Raw genomic sequence first — 23,834 nt, 5'->3', positions numbered from 1 at the left:
ACTTTTAATTCCCCTTTCTTTGCAATATCCTTTTAATAGAATTTATATCTAATAACTAACTATATTTTTATACCATGAACATGAAAAAGAATTTTCTAACAATGCTGCTTGCATTGGCTTTATGCGGTTCGACTTTTGCTCAATGGAAACCTGCCGGTGACAAAATCAAAACATCGTGGGGAGAACAGCTTGACCCTAAAAACGTATTGCCGGAATATCCGCGTCCTATCATGGAGCGCAACGACTGGAAAAACCTGAACGGGCTTTGGAAATATGCAATCACTCCCAAAGGTACTCCTGCACCTGCCGCTTACCAGGGTGATATTCTTGTTCCTTTTGCCGTAGAATCGTCTTTATCAGGCGTAGGCAAAATGATAAACGAAAAAGAAGAACTGTGGTACCAACGCACTTTCGACGTTCCTTCCAACTGGCGTGGTAAACAAATCCTGTTGCACTTCGGAGCAGTAGACTGGAAAGCAGAAGTTTGGGTGAATGATGTAAAAGTAGGCGAACACACAGGCGGATTTACTCCTTTCTATTTCGATATTACTTCTGTACTTAATAAAGGAAATAATGACCTGGTGGTAAAAGTATGGGACCCTTCAGATCGTGGCGAACAACCCAGAGGAAAGCAAATAGCAAACCCTCATGGCATTTGGTACACACCGGTTACAGGTATCTGGCAAACAGTGTGGTTGGAACCGGTTGCAACACAATACATCACTAATCTGAAAACGACTCCTGATATTGACAATAATTCTGTTAAGGTAGAAGTTGCTGCCAATACGACCTCCGCAGACAAAGTGGAAGTAAAAGTATTCGATGGCAAGAATCTTGTAGCCAAAGGTGCAGCGTTGAACGGAGTACCCGTTGAACTGGCAATGCCTGCTAATGCTAAACTGTGGTCTCCGGACTCTCCTTTCCTCTACAATATGGAAGTGACTCTGTATAAAGACGGAAAAGCAATAGACCAGGTAAAGAGTTATACGGCTATGCGTAAATATTCTATCCGCAAGGGTCAGAATGGCATCACTCGCCTGCAATTGAACAACAAAGACTATTTCCAGTTCGGTCCGCTCGACCAGGGATGGTGGCCTGACGGTTTGTATACTGCACCAACAGATGAAGCATTGGTTTATGACTTGAAGAAGACGAAAGACTTCGGCTACAACATGGTACGTAAGCACGTCAAAGTAGAACCTGCACGCTGGTACACTCATTGCGACCAATTAGGATTGATCGTATGGCAGGATATGCCGAACGGTGGTCCTAGTCCACAGTGGCAGGCACGCAATTATTTCAACGGTACGGAAGTGATTCGTTCCGCTGCTTCGGAAGCTAACTACCGCAAAGAGTGGAAAGAAATCATCGACTGTCTGTATTCCTATCCGAGTATCGCCGTATGGGTTCCTTTCAATGAAGCATGGGGACAATTCAAGACTCCGGAAATCGTAGCATGGACCAAAGAATACGATCCTAGCCGCCTGGTGAATCCTGCCAGTGGTGGTAATCACTATACTTGTGGCGATATTCTCGACCTTCACCACTATCCGGGTCCGAACATGTTCCTTTACGATCCGAGACGCGCTACCGTATTGGGTGAATATGGAGGTATCGGCTTGGTAGTAGAAGGAAACACTTGGGTGAATGACAAGAAAAACTGGGGTTATGTGAAGTTCAATACATCGGACGAAGTAACGAACGAATACATTAAATATGGCAGACATCTGTTGGAATTAATCCGGAAAGGCTTCTCTGCTGCCGTATATACCCAGACAACAGACGTAGAAGGTGAAATCAACGGTCTGATGACTTATGACCGTAAAGTTATCAAGATGAATGAAGCTAAAGTCAGAGAAATCAACCAACAGATTTGTAACTCTCTGAATAAATAATAAATAGAATAACTCTTTTCCTTGTTGAAACTAAAACAGCACCTCTGACGTCTATTCAGGGTGCTGTTTTTTTATATTCATATTCTTTTTCAGAAATGCTTATTCTTCCTGCATGAAGATCTTTACCTGATTCCAACTATTCTTCGTATCATTCGATACTTTTTCACCAGGAGTAGAACGGCCATTCTCTACATATTGCTTCATAGCCCGTTTCATTTCTTTCACCTCATTTTCGTAACGCTTATCACCGATAATGTTTTCTTTTTCCGAAGGATCTTTCACGATATCAAACAATTGCATCGGAGGGAACTTCGCCACATCAGAAGGTTTGAGAGGATAGGAAGAGCCACCCGAACCTCCGTAGAATACCAATTTCAGTTGGGAAGTACGCAAAGACAAATACCCCTCTCCCGCTTCGTGCACCAAGTCCTTACGCGCAGAAGCACCTTTCTTACTCAATATCGGCCACATACTGTAACTGTCAACAGCTTCTTCTGTCTCCAAATTGTGGTTAAGCATTTGAGCAAAAGTGGCATAAAAGTCTATCAATGAAACTAAAGAGTTGTTTGTCTCTTTCCCATATTTTCCTTTCCAGGAGACAATAAGGGGAATTCTGTGTCCGCCTTCGTAAATATCGCTTTTGTAGCCTCTGTAGATGTAACTAGGAAAATGTCCTTTCTTTTCCATATCTTTCACGCCGATATAACTGGCACACCCATTATCCGAAGCAAAGACAATGATGGTATTATCCAGTTGCTTGTTCTTCTTCAATGTTTTTACGATTTGGCGCACCATGTCGTCTATCATGACTACGAAATCGCCATAAGGACCGATACTGGTTTTGCCCTGAAACTCTTTCGAAGGCAATATAGGGGTGTGAGGAGCAGTAATAGGCAAATATAAAAAGAATGGTTTCTTGCTGTCTTTCTGCTCATTGATATAGTTCAGGCTATGACGAATGATGTTGGGAAAACATTCTTCCGGCTTGAAATCGGCTCCTGCCATTCCTCCGTGCATCAGTAATGCCAGATTCTTTTTCTGGGGTTCTATCACATGATCGGGGATAGAGGTTGCTTTGTTATTTTCCACATAAACATAGGGAGAAATATCCAATGACGCCGGTATGCCGAAATAGTAATCAAATCCCCTGTCGGTGGGTCCGTTCTTGATCGGAAGCGAGAAATCTATATCTTTCATGCTTCTGCCATTGTTCGTATATCCCCAGTCCCAGCCTAAGTGCCATTTACCGATACAAGCGGTATTATAGCCATTCGCTGAAAACATTTGCGCGATTGTGCGACGTTCAGGATCAATCATTGCAGGCGAATCGCCATCAAGACCACCTCGTTTCAGCTTGGTTCGCCACGGATACCTTCCAGTCAGAAGAGAATATCTGGAAGGAGTGGATAAAGCGGAAGAAGCATGGGCATCCGTAAAGGCAATCCCGTGCTCGGCCAGTTTGTCAATGTTAGGAGTATGGATTTTAGATTCGGGATTGAAGGCCGAGATGTCTCCATAACCCAAATCATCCGCCAATATAAATACGATATTGGGCGTTTGCGCTTTTACAGCAGCAACTGTAAGAAGTGCAGAGGAGATTGTGATTAGTTTATTCATATATTGAATGTATTAAAGCTATAGTTTGTGTATGATATAACCTATCTCTTCATGTTTTCCAACCGACATGCCCGGATTATCTGACTGACATCTCAATCGTTCCACTCCAGTAGACAAGTCCTTTCACTCCAGTGAACGAATCTATGCACCCTAGTGAACAGCCCTCGTCACTCTAGTGGAACGATGGAGATGCTCTATCAATAACTGGACGATAACGAATGAAAAACATGCCGGCATAGGGTTGTTTGAATGATAAGTACCTTTCATCTGTTTTCAATGTAAATAAGATCAGCAACCATCGTCTATGCAATCATCATGAGAAATGTATGAGAAATGCAGGATGAATACAGGGCAGATGTATGAGAAATCATTGAAAAACGAATGAGAAATAGCCGTTTTTTCGTTAAAATATCTGTAAAAAGCATGAGAAATGCCTGTATAGAAAGCATTTCTCATACTATATATTACTGATTATAAACTAATTATCTAGATTTTATAAGAAATGAGAAATAAAAAAGATAAATCTCTTTCAGAGAGCAACAAGCGGTAGCATTACGAATATTATACATTGGCTGCTTTCTTCTGCTTATTCTTAGGAGCACGCGGCCGGTCTTTATCAGCTCCGGTATCATTTTGCTGTTTCATCCATTTTTGCAGTTCCATCGTCAGTTCTGCCTTCTTCTTACTATATTTCTTCACATCCGCCAGATTATTCATTTCGAACGGATCTTTCTTGATATCATATAGTTCGAACTCGGGACGATTCTTATAGCGATTCATGATTTTATGTGCCTGATCCGTGTCCTGTGCTTTCCACGAGAGATACCATTCTGCCTTTTCAATATGCTTTTCTACGTATGTTTCCTCCGGAGTCAAGTTCCAGATTAGACGATAGCGTCCGTCTGAAATAGAACGGATTGGATATGCCGGACCTTCCGGAACATTGTTGTGAACATGATAAGCATACTTATGGTGTGTCTTTGTTTTCCCTTGAAATACATCTACCAGACTCTTTCCATCTATTACGTCAGGCACCTTTCCGCCTGCAACATCGATAAATGTAGGAAGAAGGTCTTCATATTGCACAATAGCGGAAGTCTCCGTACCGGGTTTAATGACACCCGGCCAGGAAGCCACCATCGCCGACTTGACACCGGCACTCCAATTGGTCCATTTGGCTCCGGCAAATTGCGTACCCTGCTCGGATATGAAAATGACAAGAGTGTTCTGCAGCAGATTCTTTTCTTTCAGAATCTGCATAGCGTCACCCACCTGCTGATCGAGCAAGCCGACTTCCGCCAAATATCTGGCATAGTATTCACGCGTCACTTCCGTGTCGATAAACTGTGGCGGCAACTGAAGTTTCTTCCGATCGAAGATGGAAGCGTCACCACCTGTCCAGGGAGCGTGCGAATTAATAGAAGCCAAGACAAGGCAGAAAGGTTGGGAAGCATCACGTTCCATAAACTTCTCGATACCTTTGGTATGATAATCAGTGTTTGGGCTTGTACATCCTTTGGGGAATCCCGGTACATCTTCGAACGGGAAGTTAGCCAAAGGTTTGATATGCCACTTCCCGGCCAATCCAACCCGATAACCCAGATTTCCCAGATAAGTGGGAAGAGATTTTACATCGGCATTGACCGAGCTATGGTTGGCGTAACCGCCATGATGCATCGGATACATACCTGTATAAACACAATGCCGGGTAGGCGTACTCATCGAAACAGAATTATACGCACTGTTGAACTTTATCCCCTGTCGAGCCAATGCATCTATATGGGGAGTCTTGTTGTTGACTGCTCCGAAACAGCCTATATCGTAATAGGAGCAGTCATCGGCTATGATTAATAATATATTAGGCTTCGAAGGAGTTTGGGCAAACCCGTTTCCTATCGCCAATCCGCCTAGGAGGCATAAACTAATCATTGATTTTTCCATCTTGTATTATTTTCAATTCATAGGGTTAACAGATTCAACGTACTACTTTCCATTCTTTAGGAGCTTTGAATCCGTCACGACCTTTACCGTAAGGTACTTCCGGTATACAAGGAGTGATCGTGTCATATTTCAGGGCAACCTCATACAAAGCTTTCACAATTTTCTCGTTTCCTGCGCTGGCATTTTTCTTTTCGTAAGGATCTGTTTTATAATCAACCAGAAAGTCCTGTTTCAAATCCAGTCTCGGTTTCATACCTTTTCTAATCAGTTTATAGTCTTTATTGACTACTGCTCCGTGTCCCAGATAAAAATCGCGGTCGATACAGGTCTTTTTACCGTTTAATACAGGGAGGATGCTGATGCCGTCATATTCACGTTTCGGACGGCTGTGATCTCCTACCAAATCTTTCAATGTGGGAACAAGATCAACAAAACCTGTCACCTGTGAACTCAAGTTCTTATATTGTTTCTCTGCCTTCTTCCAATAAAGAACAGCAGGTGCATGTACGCCTCCATCCCACTCGTCGAATTTATGTCCACGCAAAGGTCCTGATGAAGATCCCGGAACACCGGCAGTGCCGTTATCACTAAAGAAGATAAAGAAAGTGTTGTCCATAATTCCTTTCTTCTTCAAGGCATCTACAATAGCACCGATTCCCCTGTCCATACAAGAAACCATTGCACTGTAAGTCGCTTTTTTCTGTTCTTTCGGTGTCAGGCTGTCGAAATTGTTAGTATAGAGTTTTATATCTTTTTCCTGTGCCTGCAAAGGTGTATGAGGTGCATTATAGGCCACATACAACATAAACGGACCTTCTTTCTCGTATGCATCGATACAGCGGATGGCTTCTTTGGTTATCAATTCGGTAGAATATCCTTTGTCGTGGCAGGTTTCCCAGTCGTTGTGCCAGTCCAGTTCACCTTCACGCGTCAGGTCGAAATAATCTATCGCACCGTTCAGATGACCATAGAAATGCGAAAAGCCCCTATTCATCGGATAATGCACTTTCTTGGTATGCCCCAAATGCCATTTACCAATAATAGCTCTGTTCTTATATCCGTTACGTGCCAGCATATCGGCCATCGTTTCTTCATTCTCATCTAGTCCGTCCTCACGCCAGGGCGGAATAACAGCCGAACGGACACCAAACCGATTCGGGTAACGTCCCGTCATCAGTCCCGCACGGGTAGGCGTACTGATGGGAGAAGTGTAAAAGCGTTCGAGTTCCACTCCTTCGCCTACCAGAGCATCCAAACAGGGAGTCTTGATTTCACTACCATGAAATCCTACATCACCCCAACCCAAATCGTCGGCCAATACAATCACAATATTAGGACGCTCTGTCTGCGCATGAAGAAATGCCGGAAGCAGAGTACATCCACAAAGCAAACCAAAAAATTCTTTTTTCATGATATACGATTTATAAATTACATTCTGTGTTTCATTCGTTTTGATGTGTGACGGCTTATTTTCTCTTTCCAGGCATGTGTTCGAAGGCACGCATCTCGGTAGGTTGTCCTTCGTCTCCACAATCCTTCATCCAGCGTTTCAACTCTTTATCCAAGCGGCTGATGGTAGAAGCTTGTTTCGCGTCCTCCGCCAGATTCTTCATACAATACGGGTCGTTCTTCACATCATACAATTCGATAGCAGGGCGATGCTGGTATTTAGTGGTCATCGCTTTTGCATGAGCATCCGTTTCTGCCAGACTTTGCCACTCTTTAAACAAAGGAGATTTTGTTTCAACATTCTGGAAAGTAGCTTCCGGGGTGAGATTGACAATATATCTGTATCGGCCGTCGTATGCCGAACGGATGCCATAATAAGGCGATCCGGCATTGATGCCTCTCGTGGTCTGAAGGGAGAAAGAATATTTCTTGTGTGCTTTCTTCTTGCCTGTCAATACCGGTTTAAAGCTTTCGCCATCCACTTTCGCCTGCGGCTTTCCTCCTATTATATCGACAAAAGTAGGGACAATATCTACGTATTCTACCAACGCGTCACTTACGCTTCCCGGCTTAACCACTCCCGGCCAACGAACGATACAGGCAGAGTGTACCCCCGCATCATAACAAGTCCATTTGGCAAAAGGCAGGCTGTTGCCTTGTTCGCTCAAATATACGACAACTGATTTATCCGTCATCTTTTCCTTATCTAAAATAGAAAGGACATTGCCGAATTCCTGATCCATATAATTGATCTCTGCCAGATAATGGGTAAACAACTCACGTGTCTGGGGAATATCTACATACATAGGAGGCAGTGTCAGTTTGTCCGCATTAAATTGAGAGGCATCGCCTTTATTCCAAGGAGTATGCGGTTGATTGGAGGCTACAAACAGACAGAAAGGTTCGCCTTTCGCCTTGCAATCGGAAATAAATTTCTGAATTGCTTCAAAATTCAAGTCCCCACCTTTCAAAGGAGGTACATAAAGGTCGAAAGGAAATACTGATTTCGGGGCAATATGCGATTTCCCGATCAACGCGACTTTATAACCCAACGGTTGCAGATGATGTACAACGCTCAATGTTCCTTCATTGGCACAAGTGTGATTAGGGTAAGCTCCGCTGCGTACAGGCCATACACCTGTATATAGATTATGGCGGGTAGGCGATGACATCGGAACAGCCTGATAGGCTTGTGTGAAACGTACTCCCTGTGTGGCAAAGTGGTCGATATTCGGAGTCTTCGAATCAACACTGCCATAACAGCCCAGATCATAATGAGAACAGTCGTCAGCTATGAACAACAGAAAGTTCGGTTTTTCCGTTTGCTGGGCAAAAGACAGGCTAGTAGCTCCCAAGGCTACGGATGCACTTACTAGTAATTTATTCATTTTGTGTTCCTCCTTTATTTATTTCTTTGGATGCTTAGGTAATACAAAGTTTGCATTCGCCCATTTCTCCCATTCGGCAACTAACTTGGTAAGCACTTCAGGGTGCTGTTCTGCCAGATTGTTACGTTCGGTACGGTCTTTAACCACATCGTACAATTCCCATTCTTTTCCTTTTTCGTCGCGGATTGCTTTCCAGTTTCCCCAGCGGATCGCTCTATTGTTCTGATGTTCCCAATACATATATTCGTGTATAGAGTCTGCTTTCTTTTGAATAGCAGGGAAAAGGCTACTGCCTACCAATGGATATATTTTGTTTCCGCCGTGATAAGTTTCCGGATAGGCGGCTCCTGTTGCTTCCAGAATTGTCGGCATAATGTCCGGCAAATAACCGGGAACACGGCACCATTCACCTTTCTTATTCTTCAGATTGCTTTTCCACGACACGATGAGAGGGGTAGAAATACCTCCTTCATAAGAACGGCATTTGTATTTACGGAACGGAGTATTGGAAACCTGTGCCCATGCTCTTCCGTAAGAAGGGAACACACTACAAGCCGGATTGTTGATTTCAGACACTTTCCCGCCTCCCAATTCAGCGTATGGCTCGGCACAAGCACCGTTGTCGGACAAGAACATGACAAGCGTGTTATCCAGTTTATGATTCTTCTTCAGGTAGTCCAGCAGTTTTCCTACATTATAATCTACACAATGCACCTGCGCTGCATAAACGGCCATCCGGTAGGCTACTTCATCTTTTTCCTTCTCTGTCAGTTCGTCCCATTTCCGATTTTCCCATTCGGCAAACTCTGTGTTCGGATCAATGATTCCCAACTTAGTCATCCGTTTGCGTCTTGCTTCACGAATTTCATCCCATCCTTTCTCACGATAGATCTTCGTGAATTTTTGAATATCTTCTTCTTTTGCCTGCAACGGCCAGTGAGGAGCGTTGAATGCCAGATATAGGAAGAAAGGTTTGTCATCTTTCTGTTCATCAACAAAGCGGATTGCGTAATCGGTAAATGCATCTGTTGTATAATAGGGTGCTTCCGGCTCCGGAAGTTTTGTATTGTCAAGGGTCAAGCCGCGTCCTCCCGATGGACGGAGATAACTGCAAGCTCCTGCCAAAATTCCGTAGAAGCGTTCAAATCCCCGTTGCAAGGGCCACTTTTCTTCTCCATGCATTCCCAGATGCCATTTACCTGCCATATAGGTATGGTAGCCGCCTTCTTTCAGAACTTCGGCTATTGTGACACAATTGCGGTTGAGGAATCCTTTGTATCCCGGCACTCCCCAATCATTCGGACTCTTCTGGCCGGGATTTTTAAACGGGTCTTCGGACATCTGACCGATACCTGCCTGATGTTGATATAGTCCTGTCATTAAACTAGCCCGGGCGGGACATGAACGTGAAGTATTGTAGAATTGCGTGAAACGTACTCCTTTGGATGCCAATGCATCAATATTAGGGGTCAGTATTTCTCCACCGTAGCAGCCGATATCGGAATAACCCATATCATCTACCATAATCAGTACGACGTTCGGCTTTTCCTGTGCCGAACAAAACGATGCCATCAGTAAGGGGGCAGTCATTAAGAAATTCTTCTTTACCATAGTATTATCAATTATCTGGAAAACAAAAATAGGGAAGTTTATGCAAAAGGAAGGAAAAATGCTAATCAATAAAGAACAAAATCAGGTATATATGCTATCCAACAGATATACATTGCGTCCATGAACTTTTATTTCTACTCTGAATAGTTTTTTTCCTTTATTGAACAATTAGTTTTCTATTTTTAGGTCAATATATTCTAACTTTGCATTTTAGTTAAAAACCTATTGAAATGAAAAACAAACGAATTCTTTTTCTTCTTTCTTTTTGCTTATCACTAGCAATAGCATGGGGAGAGATTCCTCCTGCCAAAGTTATATTCCAACAATACATGAACCAAGCACAGACATTTGCCAACAACTTTCCACGAGAGAAAGCGTATTTGCATTTTGACAATACCAGTTATTATGTTGGAGATACGATCTGGTTTAAGGCTTATGTCACTCTTGCCGAACAACAGATTTTCAGTCAGATCAGCCGCCCTCTGTATGTAGAACTGGTGGATCAGACAGGACATATAGCAGATAAACAAATCATCAAACTGACGCAGGGAGAAGGGAACGGACAATTCGTTCTTCCCCGTTCCATGTTATCCGGCTATTATGAGGTACGTGCCTATACCCGCTGGATGCTTGCTTTCAACGAACCGCAGTATTTCTCACGTACTTTCCCGATTTATCAACTTGCGAATAGTGATAAGCTGGAACGTAGTATCACAACTTACGAACTTAGTTCGTCAATGGAGAACCGTCCGTCGGAAACAAAGGAGAAGTTAAGTGTGCGCTTTTTTCCCGAAGGAGGGCAATTAGTGGAAGGAGTGACTTCGCAAGTGGCTTTCAAGGCGGAGAGTAAAGATGAAGGGAATATAGAATTATCAGGAATGATCTATACCAAAGAAGGAGCAGAAATCACTTCTTTCGAGACTTTGCACGATGGAATGGGGCATTTTGAATATACACCTTCTGCACAACCGGCTGTTGCCAAAGTCGATTTTCAAGGAAAGAAATATGAATTTACCCTTCCACAGGCGTTGCCTAACGGGTATGTATTGAGTACTGTCAACAATGCCGGTGCCCTTTTGGTGAAAGTATCCTGCAATGCCGCCACTCCTCAAGATACATTGGCTGTATTTATCAGTCATCAGGGACGGCCGTATGTTCATCAATTGATTAGTTGCCGGGCGGACGCTCCACAAGAGTTCATTCTGCCTACCCGCAAACTACCGGCAGGCGTACTGCAAGTCAGCCTCATCAACCGGGCTGGTAATACGTTATGCGAGCGTTTTGTCTTTTCCAATCCACGTGCTCCTCTACAACTATCCGCAGAGGGCCTGAAAGAGGTGTATACTCCCTACGCTCCTATTCGTTGTGAGTTACAGGTAAAGAATGCCAAAGGAGAACCGATATCGGGAGATGTATCGGTCAGTATCCGGGATGCCGTCCGGTCAGATTATCTGGAGTATGATAACAACATCTTCACTGATTTGCTGTTAACATCTGATTTAAAAGGATATATCCATCAGCCCGGTTATTATTTTGCATCGCCGTCTCCCCGGAAGCAAACGGAACTGGATATATTATTAATGGTGCATGGATGGCGTAAATATGACATGAGCCAAGCCATTTCTACTGCTCCTTTCACTCCGTTGCAGTTACCGGAAGCTCAATTAGTGTTGAACGGACAGGTTAAATCAACGATCCTCAAAAATAAACTGAAAGATATAGCGCTTAGTGTGATAGTGAAGAAAGATGACCAATTTATCACCGGAGGAACCGTGACCGATGAAAACGGTCGTTTCACCATTCCTGTAGAAGACTTTGAAGGAACCACGGAAGCGGTGATCCAAACCCGGAAAGTCGGTAAAGAACGCAACAAGGATGCATCCATCCTGATCGACCGTAATTTCTCACCTGCTCCCCGAGCCTACGGCTACAAGGAGCTTCATCCTGAATGGAAGGACTTGACCCACTGGCAACAAAAAGCCGAGAATTTTGATTCTCTATACATGGATTCTATCCGGAAAGTAGAAGGGCTTTATGTATTAGATGAAGTGGAAATAAAAAGCAAACGCCGGCAAGGAAGTAATATGGCTACTAAAATCAATGAGAAAAGCATCGACGCTTATTACGACGTACGCCGCTCTGTAGATTTATTACGTGACAATGGGAAGATTGTCACAACTATTCCGGAATTAATGGAAAAGTTAAGTCCGCAATTCGATTGGGATCGTAGCAATGACAAGCTTACTTATCGGCAGAAACCGATCTGCTATATTATGGATAACCACATTTTATCCGAGACAGAAACTCAAATGATGTTGACCGAAGTGGATGGATTGGCTTCTATCATCATCAGCAAAGGAACCGGAGGCATTGATGACGACATCATCCAAAATACAAAAATGTCTGAAGTAACCGATAGCACGGGAGTGGATATCAGCAAACTGGATAAATACAGTGTTTTCTACCTGATTCCCCTACCCAGACGCGATGTATTGAACAAAAGTCAGACTGCCGTACTTGGTACCCGGCAAACAGTCATTCAGGGATATACTCATGCACTGGAATATTATTCACCTGCCTACCCGACCAAAGAATTGTATATGGATAAAGTGGATAAAAGACGGACGCTCTACTGGAATCCGTCTGTACGGACAGATGAAAATGGAAAAGCTGTGATTGAATGTTATAATAACCAATATTCCACTCCGGTGATTATTCAGGCGGAAACGATGAGTAAGGATGGACAAATAGGAAGTATGAAGTATTCTACAATCGGGCAAGCGGAGCAATAGCTCTTGTTGTAGATAACCTCATAGCAGATATTATTAATGGGGATGAAGTTATTCCTGATCCGGAATCCTTCATCCCCATTATTCTTTCAATGTTTCTATTCATTCCGTTTTAAATGGAATGACAGTTATTTCTTTTTTTGTCCTGGGTAAGGTTCTACCATGCAACGCTTCGCCCATGCTTCGTATGCTTTTGACATTTCTGCCACCTTCTCCGGATATTTAGCAGCCAGATCATGTTGCTCGCTCCGGTCTTCATTCAGATTGTACAATTCCCATTGAGAGTTATTTTTCGGGCGAACCAGTTTCCAGCCATCATTGGAAAGAAAAGCACGTTCGTTGAAGTGTTCAAAACCCAGATAGTCGTGTCCCTTGCGATGTCCGGTCTTGAAGATAGGAAGTAAGCTCTTTCCTTCCATTGGAAGAATATCATGTCCTTTATACGTTGCCGGATATTCAGCATCCGCTAAATCGACACAAGTAGCCATGATGTCCATTACATGCCCTATTTCAGATGTCATGCCACCCACGTTCTTTTTAATTCCTTTCGGCCAATGAGCAATCATCGGAGTACAGATTCCTCCCTCATAAGATTTAGCTTTCCAAAAGCGGAATGGAGTATTCGCTACATTAGACCAACGGGCTCCCAATGAAGCGTATGTAGTCTGTGGTCCAGGCAATACTTGTTTATTACGCGGGTAAATGATTTTCTTTCCATCACGAGTCATATCCGGACGGTCGTTCTCTCCACCAGACATGTTCTGGCAGTCTTCATTACTGCAACCATTATCAGACAAGAAAAGAATCAATGTATTATCAAGCTGTCCGGTCTTTTTCAAAGCCTCGATAATTTGTCCAATACCCTGATCTACACGGTCGATCATTGCAGCGTGAACGGCCATCGCACGGGCATCCCATTCTGCATGTGGATTGTCTTCCCATTTGTCATGGAACTGACGTTCGGACAAGAAGTTATCCATTCCCGGGAAAATACCCAACTGCTTCTGACGTTCATAACGGGCATTACGGATAGCTTCCCAACCTACTTTATAAGTATCCTTATATTTCCCAATATCTTCAGGAAGTGCATGCAGCGGCCAATGCGGTGCTGTATAAGCCAAGTACATAAAGAATGGTTTATCATCCTTTGCATATTCTTCCACTTCCTGCACAGCGCGGTCAGAAAGAGCTTGGGTTATATAATATCCTTTGGGTACTTCCTTTATAGGCACTTCACCTTCTACTAAACTGAACGGATCAAAGTAATCCACCACTCCATAAATCACTCCATAGTGAGAATCAAACCCACGATTGACGGGATAATGACATAAATCAGAGAATGTATCATGGAAGACACGGTGTGCCAACCATTCGCGTTGGTCTTTACGGAGTGGAGTCTCTGCAACATGCCATTTTCCAACCATACTGGTGGTATATCCTGCTTCTTTCAACACCTCGGCAATGGTAACGGCATTGCGTGAGAGTGTTCCGCGATAGCCCGGCAAGTGAGCATCAAAGGTCATTCGTCCGATTCCGGCTTGGTGCTGGTAAAGTCCCGTCAACAGGGAAGCACGAGTCGGGCAACTACGACTTGCATTATAGAAATGATTAAAGCGTACTCCTTCTTGTGCCAGTTTATCCAAATTAGGAGTATGAATCTCGCTACCATAGCATCCCAGATCGGAATAGCCAAGGTCATCTGCAAGAATTACCAAGATATTAGGACGTTTGTCCGATTTCTTGCCTTTCGCCTCTGCTGCAGAATGGCCAGCAACCATCAAGGCGGTCGGTAATAGTAATAATTTAGAATTCATAAGTTTAATATTGGTTTATAATTTGTTTTTCACTGTATTACTCTTTTCCTTTATCTTTGTTTTCCGCAAACCATTTACATACTTTTTTGCTCAACTTAGCTACGACTTGCGGATGCGACTGCGCCACATCGTTTTTCTCGAATTTGTCTTTTTCAATATCGTACAGCTGTGCATCGCTTCCATCACTATTTATCAATAGTTTCCAGTTGCCACTGCGTATAGCCAGATGAGGACTTCTGTCGTTTACATTTCCCGGTTTCTTAAAGAATTGGTTTCTACCGAAATCCCACATCAAATCCGTTTTACGTTTAGCTTTCGATTTGCCCAAAAGAACTTTATCATAATTTTGTCCGTCTCCCTGATAACCTTTCTCTGTTTCAATTCCAGCTATCGCACATAAAGAGGGATATAAATCGACTGCACACAGTACACTCTCATTATTCACTTGTCCAGCCTTTATTTTCTTGGGGTATTTTATAAGGAACGGCATACGAATTCCACCTTCATAAAGGCTGTTCTTCGTTCCTCTTAAATAAGCAGCACGAGCGGATTGGAAACTGGGCGCCGGTCCATTATCACTAGTGAAAATCACGATTGTATTTTCCGACAATCCCAACTCATCCAATGCTTTGATAAAACGTCCGATCTGTTTGTCCATTTCAGCAAGAACAGGGATGAAGGCTTCTTCCGTATTCCAGCTTTTGTTATCCTTTTGCTTAAATTCCGGTACCCAAGGAGTATGCATATCATCCGGCCAGAGATTCAAAAAGAAAGGCTGGTCTTTATGACGTTTGACAAAGTCGATGCTCTTGTTTACAAAGTACTCGGTACGTCTCCAGCGTTTTACGCTGTCTTTGGCCGACCATATCCAGTTCGTAGCAGTGATTGCCGGTTCCGGGTCCGGACTTTCATACGTCGATATATATTCGTCAAAACCATAATTTTTAATAGAAGGTGCATTGTGCACGTCGCGCCCGCCTCCCATGTGCCATTTACCTATGTGTCCGGTGGCATAACCTGCACTTTGGAAAGCACGTGCCATGGAAGGATTCTTGTCACTCAAAAAGTTACGCTGTTCACACTTCTTGTTGCTGGCTTTATTATTTAAAAAGGTATTAATTCCTACTTCAATCGGGAATTTGCCTGTTGTCAATCCGCAACGTGAAGGTGAGCTGACCGGTGCGGATGAATAATACTGATTGAATAACAATCCGTCCTGCGCTATCTTATCAATATTCGGAGTAGGAACAAACTTACCTCCATAACAACCGATATCTCCGATTCCCATATCATCTACATAGATGACGACCACATTGGGTTTTGTCTCTGCCTGCATACTGGCCACGGGTAATAAAGCTCCCAACCAAGGCAAATGTTTTTTGATGTTCATAATTATTCTGATTTAATTAACTATGCTTTTTGTCGGTTTCGTGTGACTGACTTACAGAACAAAAGTAAGTAAGTTTTTTAAGAGAAAGGGAAAAATACAAATCAATAAAGGAAAAAAACAGGTAAACAGAGATGGAAGTAACTAATCAGGATCTATTACAAGTAAATAGGGAAGATATAATTTCCATATCTTCCCTATTTCATTATCTATATTATTACCATTCAATCTGCTGGTCTTCATCCGGAATCTGCGTATTGATATTCCGCAGAAGCGTCATACTTCCTGCTACTCTATACTTGATAGGAATTACTTCTGTACCACTACCTCCATAAGTAAAATCTTGGAAGTCGTATTCAAACATAATTTGAACATAACGACGTTCCAAATAAGGGCGTGTCGCGTCCATAACCGAAGTACTACTATAAGTAGGCGTCCCAATCAGTTCAAACTCCATTTCGTTACTTGGATCATCCTGCTTCATATCCAATGTTCCATCTTCTTTGAAGTGCACATTAATTTTGTATTTCTTACGCATATCCTTATCCATATCCTCATTAATCAAACCGGCATAAAAGAATATGGAATTGTTATCTACCACATATCCTGTACGCTTGTCCGTCGTTCTTGCATTCGTATCAGGCTTACCATTTATATAAGTGTACACTTTCATGGAAGAAGCCGTGTACGAACCGGAATAATTATTAAAAGGTACTACCTTCAACAAAGCTTTTGCATAGTTCTTGCGCGGATGACTTTGATAAGCATAGGATCCATCATCAACAATGGTCAACGGTAAAACCCATTTTTCCAACATATCAATGTCTTGCAAATTGAAATCTATATTTAATAGTTCTACGCACGAACCGGCAGGAATATGTACTGTTTCTGGAAATTCATATTTGTCTTCCTCCATTTCCGTATACCATAATTCCGGACGATAAAGACTAAAACGTTCGATATTCAGTGTTTTCAGCGTATCCTTATCTACTGCTATATGTATATCTCTGTCTTGGCTATTCACTGTAGAGCCACTGACAATGATAGGTAGCTGATAGGTCACTTTTCCATTGTCCTTATACCTAACGTAGATGGTAGTAACACCATCGCTTCCTGAAGCGATAGGCGCTTTGAAAGATACGTATTGTTCATACTGCTCATCTTCCCACTCATTATTACAAGCGGTTCCCAAGACGATGACAGCCAATAAACTTAAATAAATATATATATTCTTCATATCATATTCTTATTAGGAGATTAATCATTGTATGTCCATCCCGGGTTCTGCGTCAACCGTTTATTACGTTTCAACTCATCGTGGCTGATAGGCCAGAAATAGAGTTTACGTGAGAAGGCAGTAGGTAAGTCTGCAATTTCAATCGGAGTATAGAATTGTTCTCTCTGCTCTTCTACATCCGACATATAGAAATTACACCCGTAATTTTTCTTGGATTCTTCCACTTCTGCATCTTTCCATCTACGCAAATCAAAATAACGCTGCCCTTCGGCCATGAGTTCAATCTGACGTTCACGTTTCAGTTTCTTGCGGAATACATCCCGATCCTGGTACTCTGGCATTGTATAATCGGGTACACCCGCACGGCGACGTACTTGTCTGATGCCTTTTTTCATTTCATCAACATCACGTTTGACGGAATAACTGGTAGATCCATCCCACGATGGAATGTCGTACGAAGATCCATCTTCCAGTTCATTCAACGCTTCGGCATAAATCAACAGAATCTCGGCAAAGCGGATGGCAGGTTCTGCTTTCGCTTTGATTTCCTTACGATTTGTATCGTCCGGATGCACATATTTCATGATACCGATCCCGGATCGTAAATAGACACCGGTACCAGAGAAACCGTCAGTATTGATACCGTAATAATAGTTAACTTGTTTCTCAACGTCATTCTTATAATCTGTTGTCTCTGCATTTTTCAGCAAAGCCCATACGCAGCCATTGAACGAAACGGATGCATAGAAACGCGGTTCTCTATCCGCATATTCCTTATATACGCCTTCCTTTATTTGAGGATATGTGCCTGCCTCAACTTCCTTTTTGGTAACAAAACGTGTACCGGAAGGATATTCTTCTTTAAAATGTTCTCTACTGAATTCGTCTCCGTTTGCCATATAATAAGCATCACACATCTTTTGTGTCATACCATAAGCATTATTTCCTCCACCCAAAGTTTTCGGCATTTGAAGTTTCACCATTTCAGCAATACTATTGACCCCTTGATTACGCCCACGGCTGAAAATCAACTCCGGGTTCTGATACATCGCTAACGAACCATTGAAAACTGCCCGGTAGGATTCGTAAGGATCTATATCGCTATAGCCACCTTCGTTCCATGTCTTTGTCGAGAAGTCACCATCCTGATAAGGGGTAATGGTAGCAGGATATCCGGGTTCAGCAATGTTAGTTGCCTTTTTGTGGTAGAGTTCATAACGATGACCGTTGTTCTCACCGGGAAGTTCCATCACATCTCTTGCCGCAGCTGCTGCTCTTGCCCACTTATATTCATTGTATTCCTGGGACATCAGACAATTTCCTTCATAGTCTACCAAATCCGAGAACTTATCCGGATCTCCCGGACGGGGATTATTGATAGGACTCGCTGAATATATCAATGCTCTGGCACGAGCCGCCAATGCTGCTCCCCGTGTGGGACGCGCCACCTGATTAATGGCTCGGGGCAGAGGCAAATCCTTGGCTGCCAGACGCATCTCCGATTCAATATATTCCACACATTCATCATACGAACTACGTTGAATTGCCAAATCATCATAATCGGAAGTATAGTCAAGCCCCTCATCTGGTAATAAAGGTACAGGACCATATTTGCGAAGTAACAACCAATAATAGTAAGCACGAACAAAACGTGCCTGCGCTTTCATATCAGCTCTCTCTTCTTCCGTATACTTCGTATTCATATCAATATTTTGGATGAAGATAGATGCTTGACGAATACCTTTATAACTATCGCCCCACGAATGACGGTAACTCTCATCATAAGTACCGGTCTTGAACGTCTTATACGCATCGAGACTATTACCACCGAAGTAAATGTCATCGGCAAAGTTAGTGATTGTATTAAGCATGTTAGACACTTCCAAATTGTATCCGCCTAAAAAGGAATAGGCATGTGCTAACCATTCTTCCGTAGATTCCTTGTCGGTAAAAACATCCTCCAAAGACCGGCGGTCTTTAAAATATTTATCTGAGTCGAGGTTATCCGAACAAGCAACGGCAATTACACTCAATATAATACCAATATACAGTTTATATATCTTTCTCATTTTTCATGCATTTAATTAGATATTCACAGTTAATCCCAAAGTAAATGTCTTAGCAAGCGGATATTTTTCTCCGTTAGAACTTCCCATTTCCGGGTCCCATTCTTTAAATTTAGCAAACGTCAAGATGTTGGTACCAATGAAAAAGACACGTATCTTGTTAAACCGTATCTTGTTCACAATCGATTTCGGTAATGTATAACCCACTTCCAATGTTTTCAAGCGTAAATAAGAACCATCCCTGAGCCAGTAAGTAGAAGCTCTATAGTTATTATCGTTCCCTCCATAACTAAGCCGGGGATACGAAGCATTAGGATTTTCATTAGCCGGAATACCCAATGTGGCAGCTGTCTCCGCATCGACATAGCGGTCTTTCACCAAATTCGTCAGGACATTTCCCCACTGACTACCATTAAAGGCATATACGGTAGGGCCATTAATGAAGAACGAAGACTTGCCTGCTCCTTGGAAGTGTGCATTGAAGTCGAAGCCTTTCCACTGTGCAGAAATACCAAAACCATAAATCAAGTTAGGCTTCGTTGTTGCACCAATAGCTACCTCATCACTGCCATTAATAATTCCGTCTCCATTGACATCTTTATATTTAATGTCACCCGGTTGCACCTTCCCCCAGTTAGTTTGCTGCGGGCTATTGCGTATATCATCATAATCTTTAAACAATCCCAAAGCAATTAATCCCTTCGCCTGATTAACCCTGTAACCAGCCTCCTTTTGATAGGGATAAACTGCATTTTCTTCGTCTTTCTCCAGAATCTCATTCTTACTGTAAGTAAAGTTACCACGTACAGTCAGATTGACTTTACCTATTTTCTGCTTGTAAGCAAAATTACCGTCAAAACCTTTCGACCGCACACTTCCCACATTCGCTTTTGGATAAGTATTTACACCCACAATGCCAGGTAGATAATTACGTTCCATATAGATACCATCACGCTGTTCATGGAAATAATCTACAGTAGCCGTAAACTTGTCATTGAATAAGGATAAATCCACACCTGCATCGTGCTTGGTCGCAATTTCCCAAGTGACATTGTTGGAGGCCAGCTGCGTATACTGCATTCCTGTATACACATTGTCCGGAGAACCGTAATCACTCCAAGTCCAGCCATTTCCATCATCCTTGATTGTGTACAAATAGGGAAAACGATATGTTGTATCACCTATTTTAAGCTTATCGCTACCCACTTTGCCATAGGAATAACGTAACTTGAACATATTCATCCATTTCAGATGTTTCTTTATAAACGTTTCTTCTGCTATATTCCAAGCGAGAGAAAACGCAGGGAAAAAGCCGAAACGATGTCCATCAGCAAAATTTTCCGAACCATTATAGCCAAAGTTAAAGTCAGCAAAATAGCGATAGTTCCAGTTGTAACTTACCCGACCGGCCAATCCCATGTGACGTTTGGCAATCCCATTCTTTACATCCGTTCCAATATCAACTGTTGTCCGATAAGCATCCTGACTATATTTCAATGTTCCACTCAAATGATGCGCGTGAAATGCACGGTTATATTGTAAAAATGCTTCCAGGAATTCACGGCGTTCACCAGTAGAGGCACTGGTTTGCTCCATCGGTTTTTCGGCACTTTGTTGGTTGAAGATCACCTTTCCCTCATCATTGCGATCTCTTTGGGCACGCCATGTTTCCGGCATTCTTATCCGGTTTATTTCACTCTGATTATTCGTGTCGAACCCGAAACGTCCTTCAAAACGCAGGCCTTTAGTGATAAAATCCAACTTTTGTTCCAAAGAAATATTGGTCTGAATTTTATTATTCCAGATTTCTTTATAACCACTCTGTGTAGCAAGTACCCAAGGATTATTGCGATTATCTTCTTTCCCGTGTGCAGGAATGTAACCATTAGAATACATCACAGGAATACTGATTGGACTCTGCCCCATCAATGAAGTCCATACGTTAGAGCCCTGCCCCGGTGCATTACGCTTCTTTAATGAACCGGATACGCCTACTTTTACAAGAGTAGTCTTCGTTACATCAATATCCGTATTCAAACGGTAATTCCAACGTTGACTACTAGGATTAGTATTATAATCCTTACGCATGGCATCATCCGTTTTGTACATACCTTCTTCATTCACATAACTAAGCGATACAAAATAACGCGCCGTGCTACCTCCGCCACTCATATTCAGATTAGCACGATAAGTCATAGCTCCATCTTTCAACAGGACATCCATCCAGTCTACATTCGGATATAAATCCGGGTCAAGTCCCAATCGCAGAATTTCCATTTCGTCATTCTGATAAATTCTCTCTTGATTACGAGTTATACATGCTTCATTCATCAGCATGGCATAACTGTAACCATCTGCAAATTCCGGTGTGATGGTACGCGCATTATAAGAAGTCTCCACTTTAGCATTAATCTTAATCTTACCTTCTTTACCATGCTTGGTAGTAATCAACACTACACCATTTGCGCCACGAGAACCATAAATCGCGGTTGTAGAAGCATCCTTCAATACAGTAAAAGACTCAATATTGATTTCATCTAAATCGCGTTCAAAACCATCAACTAATACTAATGCGGAGCTATTAGCACCAAAAGTGGATATACCTCGAATCCAGAATTCAGAAGTATTCACACCCGGTTGTCCGGAAGTTTGCATGGCAAGGACACCTGATACATTTCCGGCCAATGCATTAGAAAGATTCGCCGTAGGATTTGATTTCAGCACCTCTACATCTACATTCGTCACTGCACCAGTCACAGTCAATTTCTTCTGCGCACCCGTTCCCGTAATTACTACTTCATCAATTTCTCTAGCCTCCGATTCTTTCATTGACACATTGACCAGATTTTGGTGCTTCACCAATATTTCTTGTGTATCAAAACCAATATACGAAAATACCAAACGAGAAAATTCCTCTATGTTTATCTTGTAACGTCCGTTGATATCTGTTATCGCTCCTAAACCAGGTTTGTCTTTCACTGTTACATTGACACCAACCAATGGTTCTTTATTCATATCTGTCACAACTCCCGTTACCTCAATAGTCTTCTCTTGAGCAAAAAGGGAAACAGAGACTAATAACAGACAAATCGTAATAAATTCTTTTATTCTCATGTGTTCTTCTTTTTATTGATTTTCTTGGTCCTGATTGTCATTAGATTCTTCTCCAACTAAATCGTCAGATGCCTGTTCTTTAGCAATCTTCCGGATCTTATAATTTCCCGAATCACCCACATAGAAAGTCTTTGTTACCTCATCGTAAGCCAAAGCTACCGGTTGATTAAAGCGAGCTCTCTCACGTACTTCTCCATTTTGCTTACCCCATTTATAGCTACTTGCAGAGGCAGAACCGCGTCCGGCAAACGTAGAAACCACCCCATCCGGAGTCAATATTCGAATACAATGATTCTCTTTATCTGCGAAATAGAAGTCATACCAATCATCCTTATTAGCAGCCTTATACTCCTCGTTAAATACGAAAACACCTTGACCTGGTTTATTGATGCGTGCATTGATACCTACAAGATCCTTATAATCAGCCTGACCGGATTGTCCGCACACAATATATGGAGTTACCAGTTTTTTAGTCTCCTCATCATAATTGGAACGAAGTATATAATGCGATTCATGCATGATGATATAAACATATTTACCTGTTGGATGAGGAACCATACTAAAGTCAACCGTCTGATTAGGTACACTAAATGCCAAAAAGTCATTCAACCCTGCTCCACCAGGAACTTCCGGATTGTTATTATAGCCGTTTTCTTCAAAATTATATCTGTACACATTGCCTGTTGCACGATGATTGAAGTAAAGTTCTCCCGTTTGTGGAAGCACCATAGACCCGTTACAAGCATTACCACGCGCCAAAGCGACCCAACAGACTCTTTGAAATCTTGTCCGTCTGTACTGCTTCCACGCTTTAAAATAATATTGTTTCTATTCTTAGCACCACCATTCTGGGGAGCAGCCAATATCATATCACCATCATTAGTCCATGTAATAGTAGTTGCACGGTTGATATTATTTAGTTCCTTAGTATAGATCATTTCCTTTTCCAAATCTAACACTCTCAGATTTCCTTTATTTTGAGACAAATAAAGAATATTAGAATGTTGGGGATCAAAAGAAAACCAAAAAGGATAGTCTATCTTTCCACAATCGTCAAACGGACCAGTGTCTACAATATTTCCCTCTCCCAGTTCATCTACATCACCACATAAGTCTGTTACTACCATTTGTGGTTCGTACTGATATTTTTCAGATGCTATCACAGTTTGTTCACCTATCTTTATTTCTACAGTTCCTTCGAAACAGCTCTCCGGCGTGGAGCAGTAGATACTGGTACCTTTAGAACTAATGACAATGGCTTCTTTACCACCTACCTTAACAGAAATAATAGAACAATCTATTCCAAAGTTGCTACCATAGATTATCATTTTCTTCTTTCCACCTCCCGATTTAGGTGTGAAATCCGTCACTTCTACTGGCAGATTCGGATCATAAGGCGCTGATGTATCGTCTTTGCTATCTTTGCAGCTACTAAAACAGACTGCCAAAATGAATACCAACATCATGCATTGTAGCCCTATGTTCCCATGTTTCATAGTTTTACATTTCATAATACACTAGATTTA

At 42.3% G+C, this 23,834-nt stretch carries 12 protein-coding genes and 1 pseudogene; 2 read left to right on the top strand and 11 right to left on the bottom strand.

Annotated features, from left to right (window positions below):
• The first annotated feature begins 80 nt into the window (after positions 1 to 80).
• Positions 81 to 1,895 (top strand): glycoside hydrolase family 2 protein, encoded by a 1,815-nt coding sequence (locus Bovatus_RS17755; RefSeq protein ID WP_052587972.1) that lies wholly within the window; start codon positions 81 to 83, stop codon positions 1,893 to 1,895.
• A 99-nt stretch (positions 1,896 to 1,994) separates the two neighbouring features.
• Here Bovatus_RS17755 and Bovatus_RS17750 read toward each other — a convergent pair whose 3' ends face one another.
• From Bovatus_RS17750 to Bovatus_RS17730, 5 genes are all read right to left on the bottom strand, one after another.
• Entirely contained in the window at positions 1,995 to 3,512 is a 1,518-nt protein-coding gene (locus tag Bovatus_RS17750) for a sulfatase-like hydrolase/transferase (RefSeq protein WP_004299524.1), read from the bottom strand.
• Positions 3,513 to 4,073: 561 nt separating this feature from the next.
• Positions 4,074 to 5,453 (bottom strand): sulfatase family protein, encoded by a 1,380-nt coding sequence (locus tag Bovatus_RS17745; protein ID WP_004299522.1) that lies wholly within the window; start codon positions 5,451 to 5,453, stop codon positions 4,074 to 4,076.
• 34 nt (positions 5,454 to 5,487) lie between these two features.
• On the bottom strand, positions 5,488 to 6,864 hold the full coding sequence (locus Bovatus_RS17740; RefSeq protein WP_004299521.1) for an arylsulfatase B: 1,377 nt from the start codon (positions 6,862 to 6,864) through the stop codon (positions 5,488 to 5,490).
• Positions 6,865 to 6,919: 55 nt separating this feature from the next.
• Entirely contained in the window at positions 6,920 to 8,290 is a 1,371-nt protein-coding gene (locus Bovatus_RS17735) for a sulfatase family protein (RefSeq protein ID WP_004299520.1), read from the bottom strand.
• Positions 8,291 to 8,308: 18 nt separating this feature from the next.
• On the bottom strand, positions 8,309 to 9,901 hold the full coding sequence (locus tag Bovatus_RS17730; protein WP_004299519.1) for an arylsulfatase: 1,593 nt from the start codon (positions 9,899 to 9,901) through the stop codon (positions 8,309 to 8,311).
• Positions 9,902 to 10,131: 230 nt separating this feature from the next.
• On the opposite strand from Bovatus_RS17730, the gene Bovatus_RS17725 reads away from it, so the two are divergent.
• Entirely contained in the window at positions 10,132 to 12,693 is a 2,562-nt protein-coding gene (locus Bovatus_RS17725; protein ID WP_004299518.1) for a hypothetical protein, read from the top strand.
• A 125-nt stretch (positions 12,694 to 12,818) separates the two neighbouring features.
• On the opposite strand, the gene Bovatus_RS17720 is transcribed toward Bovatus_RS17725, so the two are convergent.
• From Bovatus_RS17720 to Bovatus_RS24965, 6 genes and pseudogenes are all read right to left on the bottom strand, one after another.
• The gene (locus Bovatus_RS17720) at positions 12,819 to 14,504 is read right to left on the bottom strand and encodes an arylsulfatase (RefSeq protein ID WP_052587960.1); all 1,686 of its coding nucleotides are present in this window, start codon (positions 14,502 to 14,504) and stop codon (positions 12,819 to 12,821) included.
• A 37-nt stretch (positions 14,505 to 14,541) separates the two neighbouring features.
• Entirely contained in the window at positions 14,542 to 15,894 is a 1,353-nt protein-coding gene (locus tag Bovatus_RS17715) for a sulfatase family protein (RefSeq protein ID WP_004299515.1), read from the bottom strand.
• A 214-nt stretch (positions 15,895 to 16,108) separates the two neighbouring features.
• Positions 16,109 to 17,128, bottom strand: coding sequence for a DUF4973 domain-containing protein (locus Bovatus_RS17710; protein WP_004299514.1), 1,020 nt, complete (start codon positions 17,126 to 17,128; stop codon positions 16,109 to 16,111).
• Positions 17,129 to 17,148: 20 nt separating this feature from the next.
• The gene (locus tag Bovatus_RS17705) at positions 17,149 to 19,197 is read right to left on the bottom strand and encodes a RagB/SusD family nutrient uptake outer membrane protein (protein WP_004299513.1); all 2,049 of its coding nucleotides are present in this window, start codon (positions 19,195 to 19,197) and stop codon (positions 17,149 to 17,151) included.
• A gap of 15 nt (positions 19,198 to 19,212) precedes the next feature.
• The gene (locus tag Bovatus_RS17700) at positions 19,213 to 22,308 is read right to left on the bottom strand and encodes a SusC/RagA family TonB-linked outer membrane protein (protein ID WP_004299512.1); all 3,096 of its coding nucleotides are present in this window, start codon (positions 22,306 to 22,308) and stop codon (positions 19,213 to 19,215) included.
• 12 nt (positions 22,309 to 22,320) lie between these two features.
• Positions 22,321 to 23,819: pseudogene (locus tag Bovatus_RS24965) on the bottom strand (IPT/TIG domain-containing protein).
• Between the last annotated feature and the right edge of the window lie 15 nt (positions 23,820 to 23,834).

Origin of the sequence: Bacteroides ovatus, assembly GCF_001314995.1 — a bacterium.
Taxonomy (GTDB): Bacteria; Bacteroidota; Bacteroidia; order Bacteroidales; family Bacteroidaceae; genus Bacteroides; species Bacteroides ovatus.
Note: the sequence above shows the minus strand (reverse complement) of the source record. Positions and strands in the feature narration are given on the sequence as shown.

Bases quoted from the DNA above. Each gene is read 5' to 3' on its own strand.
- Bovatus_RS17755 (WP_052587972.1), top strand. From the start codon at position 81: ATGAAAAAGAATTTTCTAACAATGCTGCTTGCATTGGCTTTATGCGGT.
- Bovatus_RS17750 (WP_004299524.1), bottom strand. From the start codon at position 3,512: ATGAATAAACTAATCACAATCTCCTCTGCACTTCTTACAGTTGCTGCT.
- Bovatus_RS17745 (WP_004299522.1), bottom strand. From the start codon at position 5,453: ATGGAAAAATCAATGATTAGTTTATGCCTCCTAGGCGGATTGGCGATA.
- Bovatus_RS17740 (WP_004299521.1), bottom strand. From the start codon at position 6,864: ATGAAAAAAGAATTTTTTGGTTTGCTTTGTGGATGTACTCTGCTTCCG.
- Bovatus_RS17735 (WP_004299520.1), bottom strand. From the start codon at position 8,290: ATGAATAAATTACTAGTAAGTGCATCCGTAGCCTTGGGAGCTACTAGC.
- Bovatus_RS17730 (WP_004299519.1), bottom strand. From the start codon at position 9,901: ATGGTAAAGAAGAATTTCTTAATGACTGCCCCCTTACTGATGGCATCG.
- Bovatus_RS17725 (WP_004299518.1), top strand. From the start codon at position 10,132: ATGAAAAACAAACGAATTCTTTTTCTTCTTTCTTTTTGCTTATCACTA.
- Bovatus_RS17720 (WP_052587960.1), bottom strand. From the start codon at position 14,504: ATGAATTCTAAATTATTACTATTACCGACCGCCTTGATGGTTGCTGGC.
- Bovatus_RS17715 (WP_004299515.1), bottom strand. From the start codon at position 15,894: ATGAACATCAAAAAACATTTGCCTTGGTTGGGAGCTTTATTACCCGTG.
- Bovatus_RS17710 (WP_004299514.1), bottom strand. From the start codon at position 17,128: ATGAAGAATATATATATTTATTTAAGTTTATTGGCTGTCATCGTCTTG.
- Bovatus_RS17705 (WP_004299513.1), bottom strand. From the start codon at position 19,197: ATGAGAAAGATATATAAACTGTATATTGGTATTATATTGAGTGTAATT.
- Bovatus_RS17700 (WP_004299512.1), bottom strand. From the start codon at position 22,308: ATGAGAATAAAAGAATTTATTACGATTTGTCTGTTATTAGTCTCTGTT.